We start from the raw sequence: 18,410 nt of genomic DNA, 5'->3' as shown, positions 1-18,410 counted from the left end.
GGCGACCGGACCGCCCTCCCCGGCGCGGCGGTCCGCGATCAGGACGGGTCAGGTCCGGTCCGCTTCCGGCGGTCCCGACGGCCTGGAACCGGACTGGCCCTCGTGAGGCCGGGATTTCCCCAACCCCGCACCATCCGAGTAGACTCAGTCAAGTTGTCAGCACGTCGCAGGCGGCTGAGCAGTCTTCTTGACGATGAACCAGTTCTTAGGAGGAACTAGTGGCAAAGGCAAAGTTCGAGCGGACGAAGCCGCACGTCAACATCGGCACCATCGGCCACGTTGACCACGGCAAGACCACGCTGACCGCCGCCATCTCGAAGGTCCTGTACGACAAGTACCCGGACCTGAACGAGGCCCGTGACTTCGCGACGATCGACTCCGCCCCCGAGGAGCGTCAGCGCGGCATCACCATCAACATCTCCCACGTGGAGTACCAGACCGAGAAGCGTCACTACGCCCACGTGGACGCCCCCGGTCACGCCGACTACATCAAGAACATGATCACCGGCGCCGCTCAGATGGACGGCGCGATCCTCGTGGTCGCCGCCACCGACGGCCCGATGGCCCAGACCCGTGAGCACGTGCTCCTGGCCCGCCAGGTCGGCGTGCCGGCCCTGCTCGTGGCCCTGAACAAGTCGGACATGGTCGAGGACGAGGAGCTCCTCGAGCTCGTCGAGATGGAGGTCCGCGAGCTGCTGTCCTCCCAGGACTTCGACGGCGACGAGGCCCCGGTCATCCGCACCTCCGGTCTGAAGGCCCTCGAGGGCGACCCCCAGTGGGTCAAGTCCGTCGAGGACCTCATGGAGGCCGTGGACGAGTTCATCCCGGACCCGGTCCGCGACAAGGACAAGCCGTTCCTGATGCCGATCGAGGACGTCTTCACCATCACCGGTCGTGGCACCGTGGTGACCGGTCGCGCCGAGCGCGGCACCCTGAAGATCAACTCCGAGGTCGAGATCGTCGGCATCCGCGACGTGCAGAAGACCACCGTCACCGGCATCGAGATGTTCCACAAGCAGCTCGACGAGGCCTGGGCCGGCGAGAACTGCGGTCTGCTGCTGCGCGGCCTGAAGCGCGACGACGTGGAGCGCGGCCAGGTCGTGGTGGAGCCGGGCTCCATCACCCCGCACACCAACTTCGAGGCGAACGTCTACATCCTGTCCAAGGACGAGGGTGGCCGTCACAACCCGTTCTACTCGAACTACCGCCCGCAGTTCTACTTCCGCACCACCGACGTCACCGGCGTCATCACGCTGCCCGAGGGCACCGAGATGGTCATGCCCGGCGACACCACCGAGATGTCGGTCGAGCTCATCCAGCCGATCGCCATGGAGGAGGGCCTCGGCTTCGCCATCCGCGAGGGTGGCCGCACCGTGGGCTCCGGCCGCGTCACCAAGATCACCAAGTGATCTGACGCATCCCGTCTCGTGGCTCCGTTGAGCCGCTGACGCGCGACGCCCCCGTCTCCGGGTCCCCCGGAGGCGGGGGCGTCGCCGTGTCCGACGACGGCGCGGCGGCGGCGGCTAGGCTGGGGAGCATGCCTGAACTGCTCATCCTCATCGTGGTGCTCGCCGTGGCCGTCGTGGCCGTGCGCTGGGCGCTGCGGACCTTCCGTCCCGAGATCGACCGTGCCCGGCGCATCCGGCGCGCGAACCGCGGCGGGGAGCTGGAGCGATGAGCCTGCCCGGCCCGCGCCGCCTCTTCGCCGTCACGGCGATGGCCGAGATGTTCACCTGGGCCGGTCTGCTGATCGCCATGGGCCTCAAGTACGGCGGAGTCACGGAGCGGATGGTGCCGATCGCCGGCGGCGTCCACGGCTTCGTGTTCCTCTGCTACCTCGTGGTGACGGTCGCCGTGTGGATCGATGGGCGGTGGCCCGTGGCCCGCGGACTCCTCGGCCTCGGTTCGACGATCGTCCCGTTCATGACGGTCCCGTTCGAGCGGGCCCAGCGGCGGCGCGGCGAGCCGGCGTCGCGGTGGCAGGTCGTGGACCGCGCGCCGGGGGAGCGGGGGCCCCTCGAACGGCTTCTCGTCGTGGTGCTGCGCCATCCGGTGGTCAGCGCGCTCCTGGCGGTCGCCGTGGTCGCCGTCGTCTTCACCCTGCTACTCAATGCCGGCCCGCCCACCGAGTGGGGCCGCTGAGCCCGGGGGACCGCCGGGCCCGGCCCGCCGATTGGCGGACTGGGCCCGCTTCTGTCTATACTGATTCGGTTGCTCAAGCGCCATTGCGCTGTCGTCGTGTGTCTCGCGGCGGCAGCTCGGCCCAGATGTGACGTCACCACTCCGACCCGCCACAGGCGTGTGCCCTCCCAGGAATGCGACACGCCCGACCGCGTGGACCGGAGTCCGGCGGCGGCGAGGAACCCGGTCCGACCGGATTCGCCCCGCGCGGGTGGAGGACAAGAAGGCGGGCACGATCCGCCGCACAGGGACAGGAACAGCACACCCGACGAGAGAGGCGTGACGCCATGGCGGGACAGAAGATCCGCATCCGGCTGAAGTCGTACGACCACGAGGTCATCGACGTCTCGGCCCGCAAGATCGTTGACACGGTCACGCGCGCAGGCGCGACGGTGGTCGGCCCCGTGCCGCTGCCGACGGAGAAGAACGTGTACTGCGTTATCCGTTCTCCCCACAAGTACAAGGACAGCCGCGAGCATTTCGAGATGCGCACCCACAAGCGGCTCATCGACATCATCGACCCGACCCCGAAGGCCGTCGACTCGCTCATGCGACTGGACCTGCCCGCGGACGTCAACATCGAGATCAAGCTCTGAGAGGGAGGTGCTGAGAGACTATGACCAACACCCAGAACATCAAGGGCCTGCTGGGCACGAAGCTCGGCATGACCCAGGTCTGGGATGAGGACAACAAGCTCATCCCTGTGACCGTGGTCAAGGCAGACCCGAACGTCGTCACCCAGCTGCGCTCCGAGGAGACCGACGGCTACACCGCCGTGCAGATCGCCTACGGCCAGATCGATCCCCGCCGCGTGACCAAGCCCCTGGCCGGTCACTTCGAGAAGGCCGGCGTGACCCCGCGTCGCCACCTCGTCGAGCTGCGCACCGCCGACGCCGCCGAGTACTCGCTCGGCCAGGACGTGACCGTGGAGGTCTTCGAGGCCGGCCAGAAGGTCGACGTCGTGGGCACCACCAAGGGCAAGGGCTTCGCCGGCGCCATGAAGCGCCACGGCTTCGCCGGTGTGGGCGCCTCGCACGGCCAGCACAAGAACCACCGCAAGCCCGGCTCCGTGGGCGGCGCGTCCACCCCCGGCCGCGTGTTCAAGGGCCAGCGCATGCCCGGTCGCATGGGCGCCGTGCGCCAGACCACCATGAACCTGACCCTCCACGGCATCGACGTGGAGAACAACCTCCTGCTGATCAAGGGCGCGGTGCCCGGCTCCAAGGGCCAGGTCGTGCTCGTCCGCAGCGCCGTGAAGGGAGCCTGAGACCATGGCTGAGAACTCCGTGAAGACCGTCCAGGTCGATCTGCCCGCCGAGCTCTTCGACGTGCAGTCCAACGTGCCGCTCATGCACCAGGTCGTCGTCGCCCAGCTCGCCGCCGCCCGTCAGGGCACGCACAAGACGAAGCGCCGCGGCGAGGTGTCCGGTGCCGGTCGCAAGCCGTTCAAGCAGAAGGGCACCGGCCGCGCACGTCAGGGCTCCATCCGCGCCCCGCACATGACCGGTGGTGGCGTCGTCCACGGCCCGACCCCGCGTGACTACTCGCAGCGCACCCCCAAGAAGATGAAGGCCGCCGCCCTGCGCGGTGCCCTGTCGGACCGCGCCCGCAACGGCCGCGTCCACGTCATCGAGGCCCTCGTGTCCGGGACCACCCCGTCCACCAAGGCCGCCAAGGCGGGCCTCGCGTCCCTGAACACCGGCCGCAAGAACGTGCTGCTGGTGATCGACCGGGCCGACGACGTCGCCGCCCTGTCCGCCCGCAACCTGCCCGCGGTCCACACCCTGTACGCCGACCAGCTGAACACCTACGACGTGCTCGTCTCCGACGACGTCGTGTTCACCCAGGCGGCCTACGAGGCGTACGTGGCCCAGGCTTCCGGCGCCAAGAAGGAGGATGCCCAGTGAGCGGCTCCATCAACAAGGATCCCCGCGACGTGATCATCGCTCCCGTCGTGTCGGAGAAGAGCTACGGTCTGATCGACGAGGGCAAGTACACCTTCCTGGTCGACCCGCGCTCCAACAAGTCCGAGATCAAGCAGGCGGTGGAGCGCATCTTCAACGTCGACGTGGCCTCGGTCAACACCCTGAACCGTTCCGGCAAGCGCCGTCGCACCCGCTTCGGGTGGGGCCAGCGCAAGTCCACCAAGCGTGCCATCGTCACGCTCAAGGACGGGACCATCGACATCTTCGGAGGTCCGCTCGCCTGATCGGCGTGCGGAGACCACTTAATCGAGGAACTGACACATGGCTATCCGTAAGTACAAGCCGACCACCCCGGGCCTGCGTGGCTCGTCCGTGGCCGACTTCGCAGAGATCACCCGGTCCACGCCGGAGAAGTCCCTTCTCCGTCCGCTGCACAAGACCGGCGGCCGCAACAACACCGGTCGCATCACCACCCGTCACAAGGGCGGCGGCCACAAGCGCCAGTACCGCCTGGTCGACTTCCGTCGCCACGACAAGGACGGCGTGCCCGCCACCGTCGCGCACATCGAGTACGACCCGAACCGCACCGCCCGCATCGCGCTGCTGCACTACGCGGACGGCGCCAAGCGCTACATCCTGGCCCCGGCCAAGCTGAAGCAGGGCGACGTGGTCGAGGCCGGCCCGAACGCCGACATCAAGCCCGGCAACAACCTGCCGATGCGCAACATCCCCGTGGGCACCACCATCCACGCGGTGGAGCTGCGCCCCGGCGGCGGCGCCAAGATGGCCCGCTCCGCCGGCGCGTCCGTGCAGCTGGTCGCCCGCGAGGGCAAGTACGCCCAGCTGCGCCTGCCCTCCGGTGAGATCCGCAACGTCGACGTGCGCTGCCGCGCCACGATCGGCGAGGTCGGCAACGCCGAGCAGTCGAACATCAACTGGGGCAAGGCCGGCCGCATGCGCTGGAAGGGCGTCCGCCCGACCGTCCGCGGCGTCGTCATGAACCCGGTCGACCACCCGCACGGCGGTGGCGAGGGCAAGACCTCCGGCGGTCGTCACCCCGTCAACCGGAACGGCAAGCCCGAGGGCCGCACGCGTCGTCCGAACAAGGAAAGCGACAAGCTCATCGTGCGTCGCCGTCGTACCGGCAAGAACAAGCGATAAGGGAGCAGGGAAGACATGCCTCGCAGCCTGAAGAAGGGCCCCTTCGTCGATCAGCACCTCTACCTGAAGGTTCTGGCCGAGAACGAGAAGGGCAGCAAGAACGTCATCAAGACCTGGTCCCGCCGGTCGATGATCATCCCGGACATGCTGGGTCACACCATCGCGGTCCACGACGGACGCAAGCACGTCCCGGTGTTCGTCACCGAGTCCATGGTGGGTCACAAGCTGGGCGAGTTCGCCCCGACCCGGACCTACCGCGGCCACGTGAAGGACGACAAGAAGGGCAAGCGCCGCTGAGCCTGAGGGCACAGCACGCTTGACCTTCTCGAGAATCGAAAGAGAGAAGCAATGGAAGCCAAGGCAATTGCGCGCCACCTGCGCGTGACGCCGATGAAGGCCCGGCGCGTCGTCGACCTGGTCCGTGGCAAGCAGGCCACCGAAGCACTGGCCATCCTGAAGTTCGCCCAGCAGGGCGCTTCGGAGCCGGTGTACAAGCTGGTGGCCTCCGCGGTGGCGAACGCCCGCGTCAAGGCGGACCGCGAGGGCCAGGCCTTCGACGAGGACGCCCTCTACATCACCGAGGCCTTCGTGGACGAGGGCCCGACCATGAAGCGGTTCCAGCCCCGTGCTCAGGGCCGCGCGTACCGCATCAACAAGCGCACGAGCCACGTGACCGTGGTCGTCGCGTCCAAGGACGAGAAGGGTGGGAACTGACAATGGGCCAGAAGATCAACCCCAACGGGTTCCGCCTCGGCATCACCACCGACCACGTCTCGCACTGGTTCGCGGACTCCCACAAGGAGGGCCAGCGCTACGCTGACTTCCTCAAGGAGGACGTCAAGATCCGCGAGCTGATGACCACCGGCATGGAGCGCGCCGGCATCTCCAAGGTGGAGATCGAGCGCACCCGTGACCGCGTGCGCGTGGACATCCACACCGCGCGTCCGGGCATCGTGATCGGCCGCCGCGGCGCCGAGGCCGACCGCATCCGCGGTGAGCTCGAGAAGCTCACCGGCAAGCAGATCCAGCTGAACATCCTCGAGGTCAAGAACCCCGAGACCGATGCCCAGCTGGTGGCGCAGGGTGTGGCCGAGCAGCTCGCCTCGCGCGTGGCGTTCCGCCGCGCGATGAAGAAGGCGATCCAGTCCGCCATGCGCGCCGGCGCGCAGGGCATCCGCATCCAGTGCTCCGGCCGCCTCGGCGGCGCCGAGATGAGCCGCTCGGAGTTCTACCGCGAGGGTCGCGTGCCGCTGCACACCCTCCGCGCGAACATCGACTTCGGCAAGTTCGAGGCCAAGACCACCTTCGGCCGCATCGGCGTGAAGGTCTGGATCTACAAGGGCGACCTGACCGCCAAGGAGCTCGCGGCCAAGGAGGCCGCGCAGCCCTCCGGCCGTGGCCGTGGCGGCGAGCGCCGCGGCGGCGGTGAGCGTCGTCGTCGCAACGATCGCGCCGAGCGTGCTCCCCGCCAGGAGAACGCCGGCGCCGGCGCCGAGACCCCGGCCGCCGCTCCCGCTGAAGGAGGCAACGCCTGATGCTGATCCCCCGTCGCGTCAAGCACCGCAAGCAGCACCACCCCAAGCGTTCCGGCGCCGCCAAGGGCGGCACCACCGTGACGTTCGGCGAGTGGGGCATCCAGGCGCTCACGCCGGCCTATGTGACCAACCGTCAGATCGAGGCCGCCCGTATCGCCATGACCCGCTACATCAAGCGTGGCGGCAAGGTCTGGATCAACATCTACCCGGACCGTCCGCTCACCAAGAAGCCCGCCGAGACCCGCATGGGCTCCGGCAAGGGCTCGCCGGAGTGGTGGGTCGCCAACGTCAAGCCCGGACGCGTGCTCTTCGAGCTGTCGGGTGTCACGGAGGACGTCGCCCGCGAGGCGCTCCGCCTGGCCATCCACAAGCTGCCGCTGAAGGCCCGTATCATCCGTCGAGAGGGTGGTGAGTGATCCCATGGCGATCGGCACCAAGGATCTGAACGTCGAGTCCCTGGACGGGATGGACAACGCCCGCCTGCTGGAGGCCCTGAAGTCCTCCAAGGAGGAGCTGTTCAACCTGCGCTTCCAGGCCGCCACCGGTCAGCTGGACAACGCCAGCCGGCTGAAGGCCGTCAAGCGTGACATCGCGCGCATCTACACGATCCTGCGCGAGCGCGAGCTGGGCATCCGCGGCGATGTCGCCGCCGAGGCGCAGGCCGAGAAGAACGAGGAGGCTGCCAAGTGACCGAGCAGACCCCGGCCGTCTCCGAGGAGCGCGGCTACCGCAAGGCCCTCCGTGGCATCGTCGTCTCCGACAAGATGGACAAGACCATCGTCGTCGAGGTCGAGGACCGCAAGAAGCACTCGCTCTACGGCAAGGTGCTGAAGACCTCGAAGCGCGTGAAGGCGCACGACGAGGACAACACCGCCGGCGTGGGCGACCGCGTCCGCCTCGCCGAGACCCGCCCGCTGTCCGCCTCCAAGCGGTGGCGTCTGGTGGAGATCGTCGAGCGCGCCAAGTGATCGACCCGGCCCCCTGAGGGCCGGCGACGCAGAGGGCCGCCCCGTGCACTGGCACGGGGCGGCCTTGTGCGTTAGACTCTGATATTCGTGCGCCCTCTCGTTGGCAGGACCATCCATCCTGTGTGCCGAGGGCCGCGCACGCCGATCCCGGATCCGCCTCGGCCCTGCCCTGCGCGCCCCTCCGCTCTCGACCTCCCCGACGCTGTCTGAACACGCGTCGCCGGGGGACGACGGCGGGCGGCCCGCCTCGGGGGAGGGGTAAGCGTCCCGGGATGCCCGTTCAACCGTTCCGCAAGGCTCGCCCATCGTGGGGGAGAACCGGCGCGACGCTAGGAGAGACAAGTGATCCAGCAGGAGTCGCGGCTCAAGGTCGCCGACAACACCGGTGCGAAGGAAATCCTGACCATCCGTGTTCTCGGCGGTTCCGGACGCCGCTACGCAGGCATCGGCGACACCATCGTCGCCACCGTGAAGGACGCCATCCCCGGCGGCAACGTCAAGAAGGGCGACGTCGTCAAGGCCGTGGTGGTCCGCACCCGCAAGCAGTCCCGCCGTCCCGACGGCTCGTACATCAAGTTCGACGAGAACGCGGCGGTCATCCTGAAGACCGACGGCGAGCCCCGTGGCACGCGCATCTTCGGCCCCGTGGGTCGCGAGCTGCGTGACAAGAAGTTCATGAAGATCGTGTCGCTCGCCCCGGAGGTGATCTGACCTCATGGCCAAGATCAAGAAGGACGACCTCGTCCAGGTCATCAGTGGCAAGGACAAGGGCAAGCAGGGCAAGGTCCTGCGCGTGTTCCCGGCGGATGAGCGCGTGCTCGTCGAGGGCGTGAACCGCGTGACCAAGCACCTGCGCGCCGGCCAGGACAACAACGGTTCCACCGAGGGCGGCCTGCAGGTCGTCGAGGCCCCGATCCACATCTCGAACGTGGCCGTGGTGGACCCGGAGACCAAGAAGCCGACCCGTGTGGGCTACCGCTTCGAGACCGTCGAGAAGGACGGCGTGAGCAAGACCGTGAAGGTCCGCTTCGCCAAGGCCTCGGGGAAGGAGCTGTGATGACCGAGGTGCAGCAGACCGAGAAGGTCACCCCGCGTCTGAAGACCAAGTACCGCGACGAGATCCGCGGCGCCCTGCAGGAGCAGTTCCAGTACGGGAACGTCATGCAGGTGCCGGGTCTCGTGAAGGTCGTCGTCAACATGGGCGTCGGGGAGGCCGCCAAGGACTCCAAGATCATCGACGGCGCGGTCGCCGACCTCACCGCCATCACCGGCCAGAAGCCGATGATCACCAAGGCCCGCAAGTCCATCGCGCAGTTCAAGCTGCGTGAGGGCATGCCCATCGGCACGCACGCCACGCTCCGTGGCGACCGCATGTGGGAGTTCCTGGACCGCCTGGTCACGCTCGCGCTGCCGCGCATCCGTGACTTCCGCGGCCTGTCCGACCGCCAGTTCGACGGCAACGGCAACTACACCTTCGGCCTGTCCGAGCAGACCGTGTTCCACGAGATCGATCAGGACAAGATCGACCGCGTGCGCGGCATGGACATCACCGTGGTGACGACCGCCAAGAACGACGACGAGGGCCGCGCGCTGCTCAAGGCGCTGGGCTTCCCGTTCAAGACCGACCAGTAAGACCTCCACGCCACAGGTCCTCCACCGGTGAACCGGTGGCGGAAACCACGGCGAGAAAGGGCGTGAAGCCCACATGACCATGACCGATCCCGTCGCAGACATGCTGACCCGTCTGCGCAACGCAAACTCGGCCTACCACGACACCGTGTCCATGCCGTCCTCGAAGCTGAAGACTCGCGTCGCCGAGATCCTCAAGGCCGAGGGCTACATCCAGGACTGGCGCGAGGAGGAGGCCGAGGTCGGCAAGAAGCTGACCATCGACCTGAAGTTCGGCCCGCAGCGTGAGCGTGCGATCGCCGGCCTGCGCCGCATCTCCAAGCCGGGCCTGCGCGTGTACGCGAAGTCCACGAACCTGCCCCACGTGCTGGGCGGCCTCGGCATCGCCATCCTGTCCACCTCCTCTGGTCTCCTCACGAACCAGCAGGCCGCCAAGAAGGGCGTGGGCGGAGAAGTCCTCGCCTACGTCTGGTGACGGGCAAGACGGAAGAAAGGCTGAACTGACATGTCTCGAATCGGACGTCTCCCGATCACCATCCCCGCCGGCGTCGATGTGACCATCGACGGCGACCGCGTCTCCGTGAAGGGCCCCAAGGGCCAGCTCGAGCACTCGCTGCCCACGCCCATCACGGCCACCCTCGAGGAGGGGCAGGTCACCGTGGCCCGCCCCGACGACGAGCGTGAGTCCCGCTCCCTGCACGGTCTGACCCGCACCCTCATCAGCAACATGGTCGAGGGCGTGACCAACGGCTTCTCCAAGCAGCTCGAGGTCGTCGGCACCGGCTACCGCGTGCAGGCCAAGGGCCAGGACCTCGAGTTCGCCCTGGGCTACTCCCACCCCGTCCCGGTGAAGGCGCCCCAGGGCATCACCTTCACGGTGGAGGGCAACAAGGTCACCGTCGCCGGTATCGACAAGCAGCAGGTCGGCGAGACCGCCGCCAACATCCGCAAGCTGCGCCGCCCCGACCCGTACAAGGGCAAGGGCGTGCGCTACGCGGGCGAGCAGATCCGCCGCAAGGCCGGAAAGGCAGGTAAGTGATGTCTACTCTGAAGGTGAAGGGCAAGGGCAAGTTCAACGCCCGCACCCGCCGCCACCTCCGGGTGCGCAAGCGGATCTCCGGCACCACCGTCCGTCCCCGCCTCGTCGTCAACCGCTCTGCACGGCACATGTTCGTGCAGGTCGTGGACGACACGCAGAGCCGCACGCTCGCGTACGCCTCCACCATGGAGGCCGACGTGCGTGCGCTCGAGGGCGACAAGACGGCCAAGGCCAAGCGCGTGGGCGAGCTCGTCGCCGAGCGTGCCAAGGCGGCCGGCATCGAGGCCGTGGTCTTCGACCGCGGCGGCAACAAGTACCACGGGCGCGTCGCGGCCGTGGCCGACGGTGCGCGAGAGGGTGGGCTGCAGCTGTGACCGAGAACATCAACCAGAAGGACACTCAGGTGACCGAGAGCACCGAGACCACCGTCTCCGAGACCGGGTCGGGCTCGGCGAGCCAGACCACCGAGCGCGCCACCGGTGGCCGCGGCGGTCGCGACGGCGGCCGCGGTGGCCGTGACGGCGATCGTCGTGGCGGCCGTCGCGACGACCGCAACCGTCGTGGCGCCCAGGACGACGAGAAGGACCAGTTCCTCGAGCGCGTCGTGGGCATCAACCGCGTCTCCAAGGTCGTCAAGGGCGGCCGCCGCTTCTCCTTCACCGCCCTCGTGGTGGTGGGTGACGGCGACGGCACCGTCGGCGTCGGCTACGGCAAGGCGAAGGAGGTCCCCGCCGCGATCCAGAAGGCCGTGGAGGAGGCCAAGAAGTCCTTCTTCCGCGTCCCCCGCGTCGGCTCCACCATCCCGCACCTGGTGCAGGGTGAGGACGCCGCCGGCGTCGTGCTGCTCCGCCCGGCCTCCCCGGGTACCGGCGTGATCGCCGGCGGTCCGGTGCGCGCCGTGCTCGAGTGCGCCGGCATCCACGACGTGCTGTCCAAGTCCATGGGCTCCGTGAACGCGATCAACATCGTGCGCGGCACCGTGGACGCACTCAAGAAGCTGGAAGAGCCCCAGGCCGTCGCCGCCCGCCGCGGCAAGGCCCTGGACGAGATCGCCCCCCATGCGATGCTGCGCACCATGGAGAACGATCGCGCCCAGAAGAGCGCGAAGGCAGGTGCGTGAGCCGTGTTTGAGCCCACTCGCAAGAACATCCAGCCCTCGGACGCCACCCTGGTCATCACCCAGACCCGCGGCGTCACGGGCTCCAAGCAGAACCATCGGGACACCCTGCGCTCGCTGGGCCTGAAGCGGATCGGCCACCAGGTCACCCGCAAGGCCGACGCGGTGACGGTCGGCATGGTCAACACCGTGCCGCACCTGGTGTCCGTGGAGGAGGTCAACAATGGCTGACAACGACGCCATCAAGGTCCACGACCTGCGTCCGGCCCCCGGTGCCAAGACCGCCAAGACCCGTGTGGGTCGCGGTGAGGCGTCGAAGGGCAAGACCGCCGGTCGCGGCACCAAGGGCACCAAGGCCCGTTACCAGGTCCGTGCGGGCTTCGAGGGCGGCCAGCTGCCCCTGCAGATGCGTCTGCCGAAGCTCCGCGGCTTCAAGAACCCGTTCCGCACGGAGTACCAGGTCGTGAACCTGGACAAGCTCTCCGCGCACTTCCCCGAGGGCGGTGAGGTCACCGTGGACGCGCTCGTGTCCAAGGGCCTCGTCCGTCGCGGTCAGCCCGTGAAGGTGCTGGGCACGGGGGAGATCACCTCGGCCGTGCAGGTGAAGGCGAACGCCTTCTCCTCGTCCGCCGTGGAGAAGATCCAGGCCGCCGGCGGGTCCACCGAGACCCTCTGACACGCCGACCCATCCACCGAGGGCCCTGGCCCGGAGCAGCCGCTCCGGACCAGGGCCCTCGGTCCGTCCGTGTAGACTCGCACAGCGGCCGCCCCGGTGTGGCCGCCGTCTCGTGCCCCGCCCCGCGGCCGGCGCGCGCCCCACAGGACCACCGCAGGAGGACTCGTGCTCAAGGCCATCGCCCGGATCGTCCGGACGCCTGACCTGTTGCGGAAGATCGCCTTCACGCTCGCGCTCATCGCCGTCTACCGGATGGGCGCCTTCGTACCGGCCCCCGGGGTGGACTACCCGGCGGTGCAGCAGTGTCTCGCGGCGGGCAACGCCCAGGGCGGCCTGTACTCCTTCGTGAACATGTTCTCGGGCGGGGCGCTCCTGCAGGTGTCCGTCTTCGCGCTCGGCATCATGCCCTACATCACGGCGTCGATCATCGTGCAGCTGCTGCGCGTGGTGATCCCGCGCTTCGAGCAGCTCCACCAGGAGGGCCCGCAGGGCCAGGCGACGCTGACGCAGTACACCCGCTACCTGACCCTCGCCCTCGCCCTGCTGCAGGCGACCACGATGGCCTCGCTGGCCCGCACCGGGGCCCTGCTCGGATGCAGCCTGCCGCTGCTGCGCGACGGCTCCATCCTCACGGTGCTGCTCGTGGTCATCGCCCTGACCACCGGCTGTCTCATCGTCATGTGGTTCGGCGAGCGGATCACCGAGAACGGCGTGGGCAACGGCATGTCCCTGCTCATCTTCACCTCCATCGCGGCGGGCTTCCCGGCCGGCCTCGGCCAGGTGGTCCAGACGCAGGGCTGGCGCGTGTTCGCGATCGTCATGGGGATCGGCCTGCTCACCATGCTGGCCATCGTCTTCGTGGAGGAGTCGCAGCGCCGGATCCCGGTCCAGTACGCCAAGCGGCAGATCGGCTCGCGGACCGTGGGCGGGTCGAGCACCTACATCCCGGTCAAGGTGAACATGGCCAACGTCATCCCGGTCATCTTCGCCTCCTCCGTGCTGATGCTCCCGAGCATCCTCATCCAGTTCAACACGCCGCAGGACGGCAGTGCGCCGGCCCCGTGGATCACGTGGCTGAGCCGGTACTTCGGCCCCGGCGACCACCCGGTGTACATGGCCCTGTACTTCCTGCTCATCATCGGCTTCACGTACTTCTACGTGTCCATCACGTTCAACCCGGTGGAGATCTCGGACAACATGAAGCGCTACGGCGGCTTCATCCCCGGCGTCCGCGCCGGCCGGCCCACCGAGCGTTACCTGCAGTACGTCATCAGCCGCATCACGCTCGTGGGCGCCCTCTACCTCGGTATCGTGGCCATGATCCCGCTGATCGCCTTCGCGGTGATCGGCACCAGCCAGAACTTCCCGCTCGGCGGCACGTCCATCCTCATCATGGTGGGCGTCGGCCTCCAGACCGTGAAGCAGGTCAGCGCACAGATGGAGCAGCGCCACTACGAGGGCCTGCTGCGCTGAGCCCCGACCCGATCCCGCAACGCCGTCCGTATCGACAGTGAGGAACACACGATGACCCGCATGCTGCTCATGGGCCCTCCCGGTTCCGGCAAGGGCACCCAGGCCACCCGGATCGCCGACAAGATGGGGATCGTCCCGATCTCCACCGGTGACATCTTCCGCCACAACGTGAAGTCGATGACGCCGCTCGGCGTCGAGGCCAAGAAGTACATCGACAACGGCGACTTCGTCCCCGATGAGGTCACGAACCGCATGGTCGCGGACCGCATCGCCCAGGCCGACGCGGAGCACGGCTTCCTGCTGGACGGCTACCCGCGCACGAAGGGCCAGGTCGAGGCGCTGGACGCCATGCTCGCCGAGTCCGGCCAGTCGCTGTCCGCCGTCGTCGAGCTGGAGGTGCCCGACGAGGAGCTCGTGGAGCGTCTGCTCAAGCGTGCCGAGATCGAGGGCCGCGCGGACGACACCCAGGAGGTCATCGAGCACCGCCTGGACCTGTACCACCGCGAGACCGAGTCCGTCATCCAGGAGTACGTGGAGCGCGGCATCGTCGCCCGCGTGGACGGCACCGGGCAGATCGACGACGTCACCGAGCGCCTGCTGCAGGCCGTGTACTCCGTGCGTGCCGCCACGGGCTCCCTGCCCGTGATCCAGCCGGGCGCGGAGTCCTGACCCCGTGATCGGCCGCCGCTCGCTCGAGCTCAAGACCGCCCCCCAGCTGCAGGCCATGCAGCGCGCGGGGGTGGTCCTGTCCGAGGCGTTGGACGCCACGCTGGCCGCGGCCGCGCCGGGCGTCACCACCGCGGAGCTGGACGCCGTGTTCGCGGGCGTGCTGGCCGAGCGCGGTGCCACGTCCAACTTCCTGGGCTACTACGACTTCCCGGCCTCGATCTGCACCTCGGTCAACGACGAGGTCGTGCACGGCATCCCCGGGGACCGGGTCCTGCAGACCGGCGACGTGCTGAAGGTCGACGGGGGCGCGATCGTGGACGGCTGGCACGCCGACTCGGCCCGCACGGTGATCCTGGGCTCCTCCGCGGCCGGCACCGCGGACCCGGCCGACGAGCGCCTCTCGGCGATCACGCGGGAGGCACTCTGGGTCGGCATCGCGGCCTTCGCCTCCGCCACCCACGTCGGGGACATCGGGGACGCCATCGACGACTTCGTCTCCGCGCAGCCGGGCGAGGAGCTCGGCATCCTCGAGGAGTACGTGGGGCACGGCATCGGCTCGGCCATGCACCTGCCGCCGGACGTGTTCAACTACCGCACCGGCCACCGGGGGCCCAAGATCCGCCCCGGTCTGGCACTCGCCATCGAGCCGATGCTGGTGCGTGGCTCCATCGACACGAAGGTGCTCGCGGACGACTGGACCGTGGTGACCCTCGACGGCGCCCGCGCCAGCCAGTGGGAGCACTCGGTCTGCCGGCACGACGGCGGTGTGTGGGTGCTCACCGCGCCCGACGGCGGCGCCTCCGAGCTCGCCCGGTTCGGCGTGGTCCCGGTCCCGCCGGGGGAGTGAGCGGCCCGAGCTGTCGGCCGTCCGTCCCGCCCGTCCGGCGGACCGGGCGGCCGTCGTCGTCTGTGCTGGTTCTCAGACCGAGAATGCGGTATCATCGAACGTTGTTCGTGTGCGCGCACTCGTGTGCGCCGGCGAGCAGACCCGTTCCCGCCCCGTCACCCGGCCCTCCGCGGCCGTGCCCGGGGCATGACGATTGTGGAGGACATGGCTAAGAAGGAAGGTGTCATCGAGGTCGAGGGCACGGTGTCGGAGGCATTGCCGAACGCGATGTTCCGGGTCCGTCTGCAGAACGAGCACGTCGTGCTCGCCACGATCTCCGGAAAGATGCGTCAGCACTACATCCGCATCCTCCCCGAGGATCGCGTCGTGGTGGAGCTTAGCCCGTACGACCTCAACCGGGGTCGGATCGTGTACCGATACAAGTAAGAACCCCCGTCCAAGCGAGCGCAGGAGGAAGAGCCGTGAAGGTTCAGCCGAGCGTGAAGCGGATTTGTGACAAGTGCCAGGTCGTGCGCCGTAAGGGCCGCGTGCTGGTGATCTGCTCGAACCCGCGCCACAAGCAGCGCCAGGGCTGATCGCCTCCCCGGGAGCCCGGGGAGCGACGCCGTCGCGTTGACCACACCACCCACCGGCCATCGGGCCGAACAGCAGGGACAGCGGTCCACCCCGTGAGGGGAGGGCCCCCACCTCCGGCCGCAGGGGCCGGAGACCGACGACGGCGGACGCCCGCCGCGGAGCACGCCGGATCTTCCCCGGCGCCGCGACGACGGGTCCGCGAGGCCCAGTGCCGCGTCGTGCGGGACGTCCCTGGTGCAGACCCCTGCTGCAGAAGAACAGGAGGACGGCCACATGGCTCGTCTTGCAGGCGTTGACATTCCGCGCGAGAAGCGCGTGATCATCGCACTCACGTACATCTACGGTGTGGGCAAGACCCGCGCTGAGGAGACCCTCGCCGCCACGGGCATCGACCCGAACATCCGCGTGAAGGACCTCTCCGACGAGCAGCTGGTGCAGCTGCGCGACCACATCGAGGGCAGCTACAAGGTGGAGGGCGACCTCCGCCGCGAGGTGGCCGCCGACATCCGTCGCAAGGTGGAGATCGGCTCCTATGAGGGCCTGCGCCACCGCCGCGGCCTGCCGGTGCGCGGCCAGCGCACGAAGACCAACGCCCGTACCCGCAAGGGCCCCAAGAAGACGGTCGCCGGCAAGAAGAAGTGATCCTGCACCGGCGGTGACCGCGTCCACGTCCGGACGCCCCGCCCGCAGCATCAGCACCAGCAGCTTTCCCGGAGGAGAATCACATGCCCCCCAAGACTCGCGCATCGGCTGCCCGCAAGCCGCGTCGCAAGGCCAACAAGAACATCACCGTGGGCCAGGCCCACATCAAGAGCACGTTCAACAACACCATCGTGTCCATCACGGACACCACGGGTGCCGTCATCTCCTGGGCCTCGTCCGGCGAGGTCGGCTTCAAGGGGTCGCGCAAGTCGACCCCGTACGCCGCGCAGATGGCCGCCGAGCAGGCCGCCAAGCGTGCGCAGGAGCACGGCATGAAGAAGGTGGACGTCTTCGTGAAGGGTCCGGGCTCGGGCCGCGAGACCGCCATCCGCTCCCTGCAGGCCGCCGGCCTCGAGGTGGGGTCCATCCAGGACGTCACCCCCATGGCCCACAACGGCGCTCGCCCGGCGAAGCGCCGCCGCGTCTGACCTGAGCGCTGTGTCCGCGTCCGCCCCCGCCCGGGGCGGACGCGGACAGGTCTGCGGACCTGCCCCCACCCCGTCCTCGTTTCCACCCACCGCGTGCGTCATATGGCGGACGCTCGCCGAAAGGAAATGTCCGTGCTCATTGCACAGCGCCCCACGCTGACCGAAGAGGTCGTCTCCGACCGTCGTTCCCGGTTCGTCATCGAGCCCCTGGAGCCCGGCTTCGGCTACACCCTCGGCAACTCCCTGCGCCGCACTCTGCTCTCGTCGATCCCCGGTGCTGCCGTGACCAGCATCCGCGTGGACGGCGTGCTGCACGAGTTCAGCACCGTCAACGGAGTCAAGGAGGATGTCACCGAGATCATCCTCAACATCAAGAAGCTCTCCGTCTCCTCGGAGAACGACGAGCCCGTGGTGGCCTACCTGCGCAAGCAGGGGGCCGGCGTCGTCACCGCCGCGGACATCACCGCGCCGGCCGGCGTCGAGATCCACAACCCGGACCTGCACATCGCGACCCTGAACGCGAAGGGCAAGTTCGACATGGAGCTGACCATCGAGCGCGGTCGCGGCTACGTGACCGCCGCCCAGAACAAGTCCGCGGACGCGGAGATCGGCCGTATCCCGGTCGACTCCATCTACTCCCCGGTCCTCAAGGTGACCTTCAAGGTCGAGGCCACCCGTGTGGAGCAGCGCACCGACTTCGACCGTCTGATCCTGGACGTGGAGACCAAGGAGAACATGCTGCCGCGTGACGCGGTGGCCTCTGCCGGCTCCACCCTGGTCGAGCTGTTCGGCCTGGCCCGCTCGCTCAACGTCGAGGCCGAGGGCATCGACCTGGGTGACGAGCCCGAGGTCGTCGAGGGCTCCGCCGACCTGGCCCAGCCGATCGAGGAGCTCGAGCTCACCGTGCGCTCGTACAACTGCCTCAAGCGCGAGGGCATCCACACCGTGGGCGAGCTCGTGGGCCGTTCCGAGGCCGACCTGATGGACATCCGCAACTTCGGCGCGAAGTCCATCGACGAGGTCAAGGAGAAGCTCCAGGAGCTGGGCCTGTCCTTCAAGGACTCGCCGGCCGGCTACGACCCGCAGGCGCACGCGCGCCAGATGGACGACGACCCGTTCTCGGACTACTGAGCCGATTCCGCACCACCTGACATCTTCGACCCGACGCCGCAGCCGGCTGAAGGGTCCCACCCGAGGAGAAACACCATGCCTACCCCCACCAAGGGTCCGCGTCTGGGCGGCAGCCCGGCCCACGAGCGCATCATGCTGGCGAACATGTCCGCCCAGCTGTTCGAGCACAAGTCGATCACCACGACGCTCACCCGCGCCAAGCGCCTGCGCCCGTACGCCGAGCGCCTGATCACCTTCGCCAAGAAGGGCGATCTGCCGGCCCGCCGCAAGGTGCAGGGTCTCATCGCCGCCAAGAACCGCACTAACAAGGCGGTCGTGCACGAGCTGTTCACCGTGATCGGCCCGGCGATGGC

The 18,410-nt window shown here is 68.6% G+C and carries 32 protein-coding genes; all 32 read left to right on the top strand.

All coding sequences use genetic code 11. The annotated features are described in order from the left end of the window. Nucleotides 1–218 precede the first annotated feature (218 nt). Nucleotides 219–1,409: an elongation factor Tu gene (gene tuf / locus J1M38_RS01375; RefSeq protein ID WP_036317754.1), complete on the top strand. Its 1,191-nt coding sequence runs from the start codon at nucleotides 219–221 to the stop codon at nucleotides 1,407–1,409. A 128-nt stretch (nucleotides 1,410–1,537) separates the two neighbouring features. Next, nucleotides 1,538–1,678: a hypothetical protein gene (locus tag J1M38_RS01370; RefSeq protein WP_162833779.1), complete on the top strand. Its 141-nt coding sequence runs from the start codon at nucleotides 1,538–1,540 to the stop codon at nucleotides 1,676–1,678. After that, nucleotides 1,675–2,142 carry a DUF3817 domain-containing protein gene (locus J1M38_RS01365; RefSeq protein WP_041103558.1) on the top strand — a complete coding sequence of 156 codons (468 nt, stop codon included), beginning with the start codon at nucleotides 1,675–1,677 and terminating at the stop codon, nucleotides 2,140–2,142. Before J1M38_RS01370 ends, J1M38_RS01365 begins: the two co-directional genes overlap by 4 nt. Before the next feature lie 326 nt (nucleotides 2,143–2,468). Continuing rightward, nucleotides 2,469–2,777, top strand: a complete 309-nt coding sequence (gene rpsJ, locus J1M38_RS01360) for a 30S ribosomal protein S10 (RefSeq protein ID WP_002857463.1) — start codon at nucleotides 2,469–2,471, stop codon at nucleotides 2,775–2,777. A 20-nt stretch (nucleotides 2,778–2,797) separates the two neighbouring features. Next, a complete protein-coding gene (gene rplC / locus J1M38_RS01355; RefSeq protein WP_036317759.1) occupies nucleotides 2,798–3,448 on the top strand; it encodes a 50S ribosomal protein L3 in 651 nt (216 codons plus the stop codon). A gap of 4 nt (nucleotides 3,449–3,452) precedes the next feature. After that, complete coding sequence (gene rplD, locus J1M38_RS01350) at nucleotides 3,453–4,088, top strand: 50S ribosomal protein L4 (protein WP_041103272.1); 636 nt, start codon at nucleotides 3,453–3,455, stop codon at nucleotides 4,086–4,088. Beyond that, entirely contained in the window at nucleotides 4,085–4,390 is a 306-nt protein-coding gene (gene rplW, locus J1M38_RS01345; protein ID WP_002857471.1) for a 50S ribosomal protein L23, read from the top strand. Before rplD ends, rplW begins: the two co-directional genes overlap by 4 nt. A 37-nt stretch (nucleotides 4,391–4,427) precedes the next feature. Continuing rightward, on the top strand, nucleotides 4,428–5,267 hold the full coding sequence (gene rplB / locus J1M38_RS01340) for a 50S ribosomal protein L2 (protein ID WP_010080386.1): 840 nt from the start codon (nucleotides 4,428–4,430) through the stop codon (nucleotides 5,265–5,267). Nucleotides 5,268–5,282: 15 nt separating this feature from the next. After that, nucleotides 5,283–5,564, top strand: coding sequence for a 30S ribosomal protein S19 (gene rpsS / locus J1M38_RS01335; protein WP_002857475.1), 282 nt, complete (start codon nucleotides 5,283–5,285; stop codon nucleotides 5,562–5,564). A 51-nt stretch (nucleotides 5,565–5,615) separates the two neighbouring features. Then, nucleotides 5,616–5,981 carry a 50S ribosomal protein L22 gene (rplV, locus tag J1M38_RS01330; RefSeq protein WP_017487837.1) on the top strand — a complete coding sequence of 122 codons (366 nt, stop codon included), beginning with the start codon at nucleotides 5,616–5,618 and terminating at the stop codon, nucleotides 5,979–5,981. A 2-nt stretch (nucleotides 5,982–5,983) separates the two neighbouring features. Next, entirely contained in the window at nucleotides 5,984–6,802 is an 819-nt protein-coding gene (gene rpsC / locus J1M38_RS01325) for a 30S ribosomal protein S3 (RefSeq protein ID WP_002857479.1), read from the top strand. Beyond that, the gene (rplP, locus tag J1M38_RS01320) at nucleotides 6,802–7,218 is read left to right on the top strand and encodes a 50S ribosomal protein L16 (protein ID WP_036317764.1); all 417 of its coding nucleotides are present in this window, start codon (nucleotides 6,802–6,804) and stop codon (nucleotides 7,216–7,218) included. The genes rpsC and rplP overlap by 1 nt, the downstream gene beginning before the upstream one ends. A gap of 4 nt (nucleotides 7,219–7,222) precedes the next feature. Continuing rightward, nucleotides 7,223–7,492: a 50S ribosomal protein L29 gene (gene rpmC / locus J1M38_RS01315; protein ID WP_036317766.1), complete on the top strand. Its 270-nt coding sequence runs from the start codon at nucleotides 7,223–7,225 to the stop codon at nucleotides 7,490–7,492. Then, on the top strand, nucleotides 7,489–7,770 hold the full coding sequence (gene rpsQ / locus J1M38_RS01310; RefSeq protein WP_036317768.1) for a 30S ribosomal protein S17: 282 nt from the start codon (nucleotides 7,489–7,491) through the stop codon (nucleotides 7,768–7,770). Before rpmC ends, rpsQ begins: the two co-directional genes overlap by 4 nt. 342 nt (nucleotides 7,771–8,112) lie before the next feature. Further along, entirely contained in the window at nucleotides 8,113–8,481 is a 369-nt protein-coding gene (rplN, locus tag J1M38_RS01305) for a 50S ribosomal protein L14 (RefSeq protein ID WP_002857487.1), read from the top strand. A gap of 4 nt (nucleotides 8,482–8,485) precedes the next feature. Further along, entirely contained in the window at nucleotides 8,486–8,827 is a 342-nt protein-coding gene (gene rplX, locus J1M38_RS01300) for a 50S ribosomal protein L24 (protein ID WP_036317770.1), read from the top strand. Beyond that, nucleotides 8,827–9,402, top strand: a complete 576-nt coding sequence (rplE, locus tag J1M38_RS01295) for a 50S ribosomal protein L5 (RefSeq protein WP_036317773.1) — start codon at nucleotides 8,827–8,829, stop codon at nucleotides 9,400–9,402. Before rplX ends, rplE begins: the two co-directional genes overlap by 1 nt. Before the next feature lie 73 nt (nucleotides 9,403–9,475). Then, the gene (gene rpsH / locus J1M38_RS01290; protein WP_002857494.1) at nucleotides 9,476–9,874 is read left to right on the top strand and encodes a 30S ribosomal protein S8; all 399 of its coding nucleotides are present in this window, start codon (nucleotides 9,476–9,478) and stop codon (nucleotides 9,872–9,874) included. A 30-nt stretch (nucleotides 9,875–9,904) separates the two neighbouring features. Next, on the top strand, nucleotides 9,905–10,438 hold the full coding sequence (rplF, locus tag J1M38_RS01285; RefSeq protein WP_036381545.1) for a 50S ribosomal protein L6: 534 nt from the start codon (nucleotides 9,905–9,907) through the stop codon (nucleotides 10,436–10,438). Further along, nucleotides 10,438–10,812, top strand: a complete 375-nt coding sequence (rplR, locus tag J1M38_RS01280) for a 50S ribosomal protein L18 (RefSeq protein WP_002857498.1) — start codon at nucleotides 10,438–10,440, stop codon at nucleotides 10,810–10,812. Before rplF ends, rplR begins: the two co-directional genes overlap by 1 nt. Then, nucleotides 10,809–11,558: a 30S ribosomal protein S5 gene (gene rpsE, locus J1M38_RS01275; RefSeq protein WP_002857500.1), complete on the top strand. Its 750-nt coding sequence runs from the start codon at nucleotides 10,809–10,811 to the stop codon at nucleotides 11,556–11,558. Before rplR ends, rpsE begins: the two co-directional genes overlap by 4 nt. 3 nt (nucleotides 11,559–11,561) lie before the next feature. After that, complete coding sequence (gene rpmD, locus J1M38_RS01270; protein ID WP_002857502.1) at nucleotides 11,562–11,786, top strand: 50S ribosomal protein L30; 225 nt, start codon at nucleotides 11,562–11,564, stop codon at nucleotides 11,784–11,786. Further along, nucleotides 11,779–12,231, top strand: a complete 453-nt coding sequence (rplO, locus tag J1M38_RS01265) for a 50S ribosomal protein L15 (RefSeq protein WP_036317776.1) — start codon at nucleotides 11,779–11,781, stop codon at nucleotides 12,229–12,231. Before rpmD ends, rplO begins: the two co-directional genes overlap by 8 nt. A gap of 165 nt (nucleotides 12,232–12,396) precedes the next feature. Further along, nucleotides 12,397–13,704, top strand: a complete 1,308-nt coding sequence (gene secY / locus J1M38_RS01260; protein WP_036317778.1) for a preprotein translocase subunit SecY — start codon at nucleotides 12,397–12,399, stop codon at nucleotides 13,702–13,704. Between the two features lie 51 nt (nucleotides 13,705–13,755). Further along, on the top strand, nucleotides 13,756–14,373 hold the full coding sequence (locus J1M38_RS01255; RefSeq protein ID WP_036381548.1) for an adenylate kinase: 618 nt from the start codon (nucleotides 13,756–13,758) through the stop codon (nucleotides 14,371–14,373). 4 nt (nucleotides 14,374–14,377) lie between these two features. After that, nucleotides 14,378–15,220 carry a type I methionyl aminopeptidase gene (gene map, locus J1M38_RS01250; RefSeq protein ID WP_036381552.1) on the top strand — a complete coding sequence of 281 codons (843 nt, stop codon included), beginning with the start codon at nucleotides 14,378–14,380 and terminating at the stop codon, nucleotides 15,218–15,220. 204 nt (nucleotides 15,221–15,424) lie between these two features. Next, nucleotides 15,425–15,646 carry a translation initiation factor IF-1 gene (gene infA, locus J1M38_RS01245; RefSeq protein ID WP_010080397.1) on the top strand — a complete coding sequence of 74 codons (222 nt, stop codon included), beginning with the start codon at nucleotides 15,425–15,427 and terminating at the stop codon, nucleotides 15,644–15,646. A gap of 35 nt (nucleotides 15,647–15,681) precedes the next feature. Beyond that, nucleotides 15,682–15,795 carry a 50S ribosomal protein L36 gene (gene rpmJ, locus J1M38_RS01240; protein WP_002857509.1) on the top strand — a complete coding sequence of 38 codons (114 nt, stop codon included), beginning with the start codon at nucleotides 15,682–15,684 and terminating at the stop codon, nucleotides 15,793–15,795. Nucleotides 15,796–16,069: 274 nt separating this feature from the next. After that, nucleotides 16,070–16,438 carry a 30S ribosomal protein S13 gene (rpsM, locus tag J1M38_RS01235; RefSeq protein ID WP_017487821.1) on the top strand — a complete coding sequence of 123 codons (369 nt, stop codon included), beginning with the start codon at nucleotides 16,070–16,072 and terminating at the stop codon, nucleotides 16,436–16,438. An 83-nt stretch (nucleotides 16,439–16,521) separates the two neighbouring features. Next, nucleotides 16,522–16,926 carry a 30S ribosomal protein S11 gene (gene rpsK / locus J1M38_RS01230; protein ID WP_002857513.1) on the top strand — a complete coding sequence of 135 codons (405 nt, stop codon included), beginning with the start codon at nucleotides 16,522–16,524 and terminating at the stop codon, nucleotides 16,924–16,926. A 132-nt stretch (nucleotides 16,927–17,058) separates the two neighbouring features. After that, nucleotides 17,059–18,057 carry a DNA-directed RNA polymerase subunit alpha gene (locus tag J1M38_RS01225; RefSeq protein ID WP_041103317.1) on the top strand — a complete coding sequence of 333 codons (999 nt, stop codon included), beginning with the start codon at nucleotides 17,059–17,061 and terminating at the stop codon, nucleotides 18,055–18,057. A gap of 75 nt (nucleotides 18,058–18,132) precedes the next feature. Then, nucleotides 18,133–18,410, top strand: a 278-nt coding sequence (locus tag J1M38_RS01220) for a bL17 family ribosomal protein (protein WP_241246384.1), incomplete at its 3' end; no start/stop codon positions are given.

The sequence above is a fragment of the Micrococcus sp. KRD070 genome (assembly GCF_017168435.1).
GTDB lineage: Bacteria > Actinomycetota > Actinomycetes > Actinomycetales > Micrococcaceae > Micrococcus > Micrococcus luteus.
Note: the sequence above shows the minus strand (reverse complement) of the source record. Positions and strands in the feature narration are given on the sequence as shown.